This is a genomic window from Chitinispirillales bacterium (genome assembly GCA_031254455.1).
In the GTDB taxonomy this organism is placed as follows: domain Bacteria; phylum Fibrobacterota; class Chitinivibrionia; order Chitinivibrionales; family Chitinivibrionaceae; genus WRFX01.
Genome location: JAIRUI010000044.1, coordinates 1 through 6,209, shown reverse-complemented (window position 1 = coordinate 6,209; position 6,209 = coordinate 1). Strand labels below are relative to the sequence as shown.

The window sequence follows — 6,209 nt, the reverse complement described above, 5'->3', positions numbered from 1 at the left end:
CCAACGCAACAGAATAATAACCGGCAAAACGGAATGTACAATTATAGTAACCGCACCGAAAAAAAGCAGTGCGCTGATAACGGGCGATTTTGCCGAAAAACAAGGCAGAAAAGTTTTGGTTGTTCCGGGTACTATAAGCGACGAAAAATACAAAGGAAGCAATAAATTGCTGCTCAAAAAAAATGTAGATCCGGCGCTTGCGCTCGATGGAATATTATGCTATTTAAACGGAACAAAAGCGGTAGAACAGATAGGAATCTTCGACATTCCCAAAGAAATTCCAGTCAAGAAAATTGAAGTTTCGCAGGCGGAAGAAAACGTAATCTCACTTTTGGGCAAAGAGCGGATGTCGGTGCAGGATTTATCTGAAAAATGCGGAGCGGATGTCGGTGAACTTTGCGAAATTCTTTTTGATTTGGAATTAAGAGAAATAATATCTCAAACGGCAGACGGTAAATACTTCGTATCGCGATAGAATTACCTTTGCCTGCAAAATTCCACGACCTGCGAATAATTCAGATTTCCGCCGAAAATGTCTAATGCGCTTCCGACAGTAAAATTTATGCGGTTTTTGCCGTGAATTTGCAATTTTTTTATGTCGTCCATAGTCGAAATCCCGCCTGCGTATGTTGTCGGAATTTTTACGTTTTCCGCCAAAATTTCCACCAATTCCAAATCCGCACCCTGCTTTTTACCTTCGACGTCTGCGGCGTGAATTAAAAACTCGTCGCAATATTGAGAGAAAAAATCAAGAGACTTTTCGTCAATTATTTCGTCTGTAAATTTTTGCCATCTATCGGTAACAATGTAATATTTATTCCCGCGTTTTTTACACGACAAATCAAGTGTGATCCGTTCTTTTTTGATCGCCTTTTTAAGCTTCTGCAGATTATCAAAGTTCACTCTTCCGTCTTTAAAAACAAAACTTGTTACTATAACGTGCGACGCGCCGCAATCAAGCCAATATTTTGCATTTTCATCGTTTATTGCACCGCCGATATGAAAACCGTCTTTCCACAGGGAAAGTGCTTCTTTTGCAGCTTCGTCGTTTCCGTTTCCGAGTTTTATTACGTGCCCGCCTCGTAAATCGTCTCTTTTATATAAATTTACAAACTCCATCGGCGGTTTATCGGTAGAAAAATTTTCGACAAGCGAATTCTTATTATCGGAAAGCGTAGAGCCGACAATCTGTTTAACTTTCCCTTCATGTAAGTCTATACAAGGACGAAATTCCAATTTTAACCTCTTTTCTTAAACCGTTGACTATCAATTACTCATTTCTCTTTCCAATTGCTTGAATTTTCGGAAATGAATGCCGCATTCCATAAAAATAGGAATTTTGGGAAGATTGTATGAATTAATTGTGAGTTTTCCGCCTTTTCTCCATCTTTCTTCACCAACCAGTGTAGTAGTAATAGAAATACCGCTTTTTATAAAAAAGTATCTGTATTTGAAGCCCACTCCGATTGGCATTGAGAAATCCCACATTACTACACTATATTTTGAAACAAGCCAGTCTTTATCCAATTTGTTTATCGGATTGTAATCGTCTCCTCCGCCCAATCTTCCATAATAAGTTAAGGAAATTTGAGGACTTACAAAAATTTCAATATATGAAAATGTATCAATTATTCTTTTTCGAGTTCCAAATGCAGTTCCGACATACGTTTGTATGTATCCGTTACTTTTTTGAGAGAATGTGTGTTCTGTCAAACCATTACGCCAATAATACGCCATAGAAATTCCATAAAACGGAGAAAAGGAAAGATTTTGAAAAATGTTGTCTCTTCCAATATCAAAAACATTATATTTATGACGAAACTTAAACCTCCATGGAAGCATCATCGCACACCCAGACCACTCTTGTTTTTCGTCTTTTGAACCCGTTGTAACAAAGAAGTCCCTCATCCATCCTTGTCTAAGATAAATATCATTTGCAAATCCGACATATTGTTCTCCGGATGCTTCTTTCTTGTAATTGTATTCTATGGTAAGCGGATTGTGATACATTCTAAGGTAAAGTGAAACGCCTCTGTTTATGTATGGAGAAACAGAATTTAAGTCCGGTTCAGAATAGACCGACACGATAAAAAAGAATTGAATTACAACTATTTTTTTTATCATAATCCCCGATACTAATAAATTGTGCTAATTATAGTTCATATTTAAATGCTCCGATGTTTCTAACCGCAAATCCATAAACATCCTTATTACCTGTAACAGCACTATCATCGTCTTTAACCTTGACAAATACATCATATACAATACCGGGATTTATTATTAAATTAAATCCTAATAATCCCTGCAATTCTTGATATGTAACTGTTTCCAAAGGTTTGGAAAAACTACTTGGGAGAAAAACTATATCGGAATTTTCACCGGATTCTCGAATGCCCCAAGAATATGTTACGTTTTCTTTACTATTTTCTTCATTGTCCGGATCAAACGCTTTTGCGTAAAATCTAAGAATTTCATTTTCTCCTTTCAATGTTATAGTTTCATTTTTATATTCTTTTATATTTTTTGTGGTATCACTTCTAACACGGATTGCCAATTGCACTGTATCTATTACCGGTGGAACAAGAACCGGAATAGTAAACGAACTGATTTGTGAGCTTCCTTCATTATCATATATTTTTACATGGAATTCATATTTTTCGCCCTGAATAATATTTTTAATCGTATCTGTTTTTATTGTTGGGGAAGAATCGTTTTCCCATTTTGAACTTACAAAATGTTCTTCGGAATACGCTTTTATTTTATAGTCCTCTTCTGTTTGAAGGTACAACAAATTATTTATAATTGTTCGTTCTTCTTTTTCCTCACCGTTTACCACATTACCGCCAGTTACCACAGTGTAGTTCTGATTTACACCCCTAATTACTATACTATCGTTGTCAAAATAATATACGGATTTAGTTATTTGGTCGGAAGCATTTCCGTCTGGATCAATAGATGTCCCAAAAGCATCAAAATATATCGGATTATAACAATTAGGATCGCTAAATCCTGAAATCTCTTGCACCCCGTTTGGAAAGTCGGTAAAAGAAGTGTTTTTGTGTTTAACTTTTACTAAATAAATGCTGCTCGAACCGGATTTTTTTATGTCTGCCGCCACAACAGGAAGACGATCAAGAAATGTCAATCGTTTTTTTACAATAATCGCATCGCCTTCGTCATCGGTAATCCTTGCAGTGAAATCAAAACTACTGTTTTTTAATTTCACGTCATAATGTTTATCTTCGTTGTCAAAAAACTGTAATTTAATCGTAGCATCTATTCCTTTTTTCAGAGAATCTGAAGTTAACCCTTGAGGAAGGATTACTTTAAAATATATTTCTTCTGAATTAACAGTGGCAGCATATTTTGAACGCAAAGAATAATATTCCGATAATAAAGATTTACATTCTATTGCCAAAGCATCTATTTCTTTTGAAAGCAATTCATAATCTTCTGATGTCGTATCAGGTATTTTACTCAAATAACCTGCTTTCACAGAAATTGAATCTATTAATTTTGTATAAAGCGACATTTTTTCTTTGACATTTTTATTAAGAACTTCATTTTCAGAATTACGGAACACTATACTATCACCTATAAGCCATTCGTAATACATATTATGAACAGAAGGTTCATGCCAAAGTTCATAATTAATATTTTCATTGTTATATTCATCTTTTACATTATATACGAGCCTTTTTGCGTTTTCGCTTAAGCTTCCGAGAGAATCTTTATGCACAATCACAACGGCATCAGGGTCTCTTGCATATGCCGTAAAAATATAACTTGAATCAGGATTATTTGAATCTAAAAACGAAGGTCCAAAAATTCTCCCGTGTTCCAACGGCTTTTCCGCTAACATAGCGTCTATTAAGATGGCTCTGCCGACAGCTATTGCGCTGCTGGTTACTCCCCAAATAGGGTTGCCTTTGCCGTAAACTAAAGTATTAAAATTGGATTCGTTATTTTCAAAGCATTCATCGTTGTTGGCTATTTCTTTCCCCGTATTACATTTACCTGTCGCTTTAATATTTTGTTTTGCCCAATTTACTGCTTCTATAGTTCTTATTCCATATTCGGCAATTGCGTCATAAATAGAGCCAGTAAGATAATTTTTTACTATATCTTGCCTTTCATTTTGTCTGTTTATTGCTTTTCTTATGGCATATTCGTTTCCAGCCTCGCGAATATCGTTACCTCTTTCGTTGGGGAATAAACTATTTTTAGCTTTTTCAGAAGTATTAGACAAATCATTCAATGCGTGTCCAAAAGCAACTCCTGCATCTCCGATGTTATGAACCATTTGTTCGTATGCACTTGTTCTGTCTTTATAGACTACTGGCAGTACTACCGGAGTTATCACAGGAGTAAGCGTAAGAAAAGAGCCTGTTACAACACTTGATATTATAGTCGGAGTTAATATTCCAAAAATTCCTTTGTATTCGCTGCTCCAGCGTTGCTTGTAATTGTTATATTCTCTGCTTATATTTTGCGGTCGTCTAATAATTTCATGATAACGCTCTCTGAAATCATCGCTATCAACATCTCCTTTTATATCAATATCTTTTTTTATTCTTTCTAACTTTAAACTATCATATATTTCTTCCCATCCGGCGCTGCCAACCATAAAATTTGTCCAAGTTGAATGAAGGTATTCACCGACAAAAGGTTTTTCTCTAAAAAGTGCGACACTGTTTATTTTTCCAAGAATATCAAAACCGCAAATTTGTTCAACAGCGCTCACAAATCCGTCTATTTTAACTAATATGTCTCTTATATTATGATGCGCTTGCGGAAGCACTCTTGTTAAATTATTTTCTGTCGGCGCCGACGATATTAAACGTTCCCAATATTCACCTTCTTCAAACATATCGGGGCTTTTATCAAAATTATCATTCGTTGGAAAATATCGCACACCTTGAAAAAACACTATATTTTTGTTTTTTTCATAATTTACGTTGCCATTCCAATATGGAATAGAATCAGAAAATACGGACGTAAAGCAAAACAACGCCGCAAACGTAATAATATCAATATTTACTCTCATATTTTTTTTCCTTTCAAGATGTTTAGTTTATCGTCCATGTAAAATTTAAATCATAACCGTCATCGTCCGAATCACAAATCGGCAAAATGGTAAAACCTTTATAAGAAGAATCCGCCCATTCTGGATTACCTCTAATTAAAATTATTGGTTGTTCGCTTTCAAATATACGGATACGACTATCATTACCATTTATTATAGGCATACCGGATTTATAGATATTTTTATTTAGAACGAGTTTTCCGTAAGATGTCGGCTCTATATAAACTATATATGGAGAAACATCATTATTCATCTCAATTTTTAAATTACCTTTGTAGTATTGCCCTACTTTTAAATAATGGTTCCCGTCATAACCATCAGAACTATAAATAATTGCTACAGCAGTATCAACAAACTCAATCAACTCATCTTTTGAAAATATCCGCCATTTTTCAACATCTACTATGTTTGAGTTAAATTTTATTAAATCAACAAATCCATCAGGATATTCAATAGTAGAACATCCACCGTAAAGAAGCGTCATAATTAACAAAGCAATTAACTTTTTCATATCACTTCACTATATTAATTTATCGTCCATGTAAAATTCAAATCATAACCGTCATCGTCCGAATCACAAACCGGTAAAATTGTGTAAGTATTATCTTCATATTGGTAAGAAGAATCCGCCCAAAACATAGGGCTCCCTTTTACCATAATTACATGCTGTTTACTAAAAGATTTTCCCATTATTATGGGCATACCAAATTCGTAAACATTTTCATCTAAAACCGATTTTTCACGCGACAGCGGTTTTATACAAATTACAGAATTTTCATTTAAACCCAAAGCATCTAACCTATATACATGGTACATTAAACTTCCGTCATACGCTGTGTTTCCAATAAATATAAATTCAATCAATTCGTCTTTTGAGAATATTCGTTCTTCTTCAACGGCTACAATGTTTGAATTGAATTTTATTAATCTAACAAACTCATTGGGATATTCAATAGTAGTACAACCTCCGTAAAGAAGCGTCATAATTAACAAAACAATTAACTTTTGGTTCAATCCTAGTTAAGGATAAAAAAATACCATGTTTTTATATAAAATACTATATTGCATTCACAGAGTGTACACATCTATAAAATCAAGATAATTTTAACGGATTTTCTCTTAT

The 6,209-nt window shown here is 34.4% G+C and carries 6 protein-coding genes; 1 reads left to right on the top strand and 5 read right to left on the bottom strand.

Features of this window, described 5'->3' with window-relative positions:
• Positions 1-475 (top strand): DNA-processing protein DprA (locus LBH98_03285; GenBank protein ID MDR0303779.1); only part of this gene is annotated, 475 nt, incomplete at its 5' end.
• A gap of 2 nt (positions 476-477) precedes the next feature.
• On the opposite strand, the gene hisA is transcribed toward LBH98_03285, so the two are convergent.
• The 5 genes from hisA to LBH98_03260 are packed head-to-tail and all read right to left on the bottom strand — an operon-like array spanning position 478 to position 6,100.
• Complete coding sequence (hisA, locus tag LBH98_03280) at positions 478-1,236, bottom strand: phosphoribosylformimino-5-aminoimidazole carboxamide ribotide isomerase (GenBank protein MDR0303778.1); 759 nt, start codon at positions 1,234-1,236, stop codon at positions 478-480.
• A 30-nt stretch (positions 1,237-1,266) separates the two neighbouring features.
• On the bottom strand, positions 1,267-2,124 hold the full coding sequence (locus tag LBH98_03275) for a hypothetical protein (GenBank protein MDR0303777.1): 858 nt from the start codon (positions 2,122-2,124) through the stop codon (positions 1,267-1,269).
• A 28-nt stretch (positions 2,125-2,152) separates the two neighbouring features.
• The gene (locus LBH98_03270) at positions 2,153-5,047 is read right to left on the bottom strand and encodes a hypothetical protein (GenBank protein ID MDR0303776.1); all 2,895 of its coding nucleotides are present in this window, start codon (positions 5,045-5,047) and stop codon (positions 2,153-2,155) included.
• A gap of 22 nt (positions 5,048-5,069) precedes the next feature.
• Positions 5,070-5,597 carry a hypothetical protein gene (locus LBH98_03265; GenBank protein ID MDR0303775.1) on the bottom strand — a complete coding sequence of 176 codons (528 nt, stop codon included), beginning with the start codon at positions 5,595-5,597 and terminating at the stop codon, positions 5,070-5,072.
• A 14-nt stretch (positions 5,598-5,611) separates the two neighbouring features.
• Positions 5,612-6,100, bottom strand: a complete 489-nt coding sequence (locus tag LBH98_03260; GenBank protein MDR0303774.1) for a hypothetical protein — start codon at positions 6,098-6,100, stop codon at positions 5,612-5,614.
• Positions 6,101-6,209 lie beyond the last annotated feature (109 nt).

What these genes read in the sequence shown, in the direction of transcription:
- LBH98_03275 (MDR0303777.1), bottom strand. Translation starts at nt 2,124, where the DNA reads ATGATAAAAAAAATAGTTGTAATTCAATTCTTTTTTATCGTGTCGGTC.
- LBH98_03270 (MDR0303776.1), bottom strand. Translation starts at nt 5,047, where the DNA reads ATGAGAGTAAATATTGATATTATTACGTTTGCGGCGTTGTTTTGCTTT.
- LBH98_03265 (MDR0303775.1), bottom strand. Translation starts at nt 5,597, where the DNA reads ATGAAAAAGTTAATTGCTTTGTTAATTATGACGCTTCTTTACGGTGGA.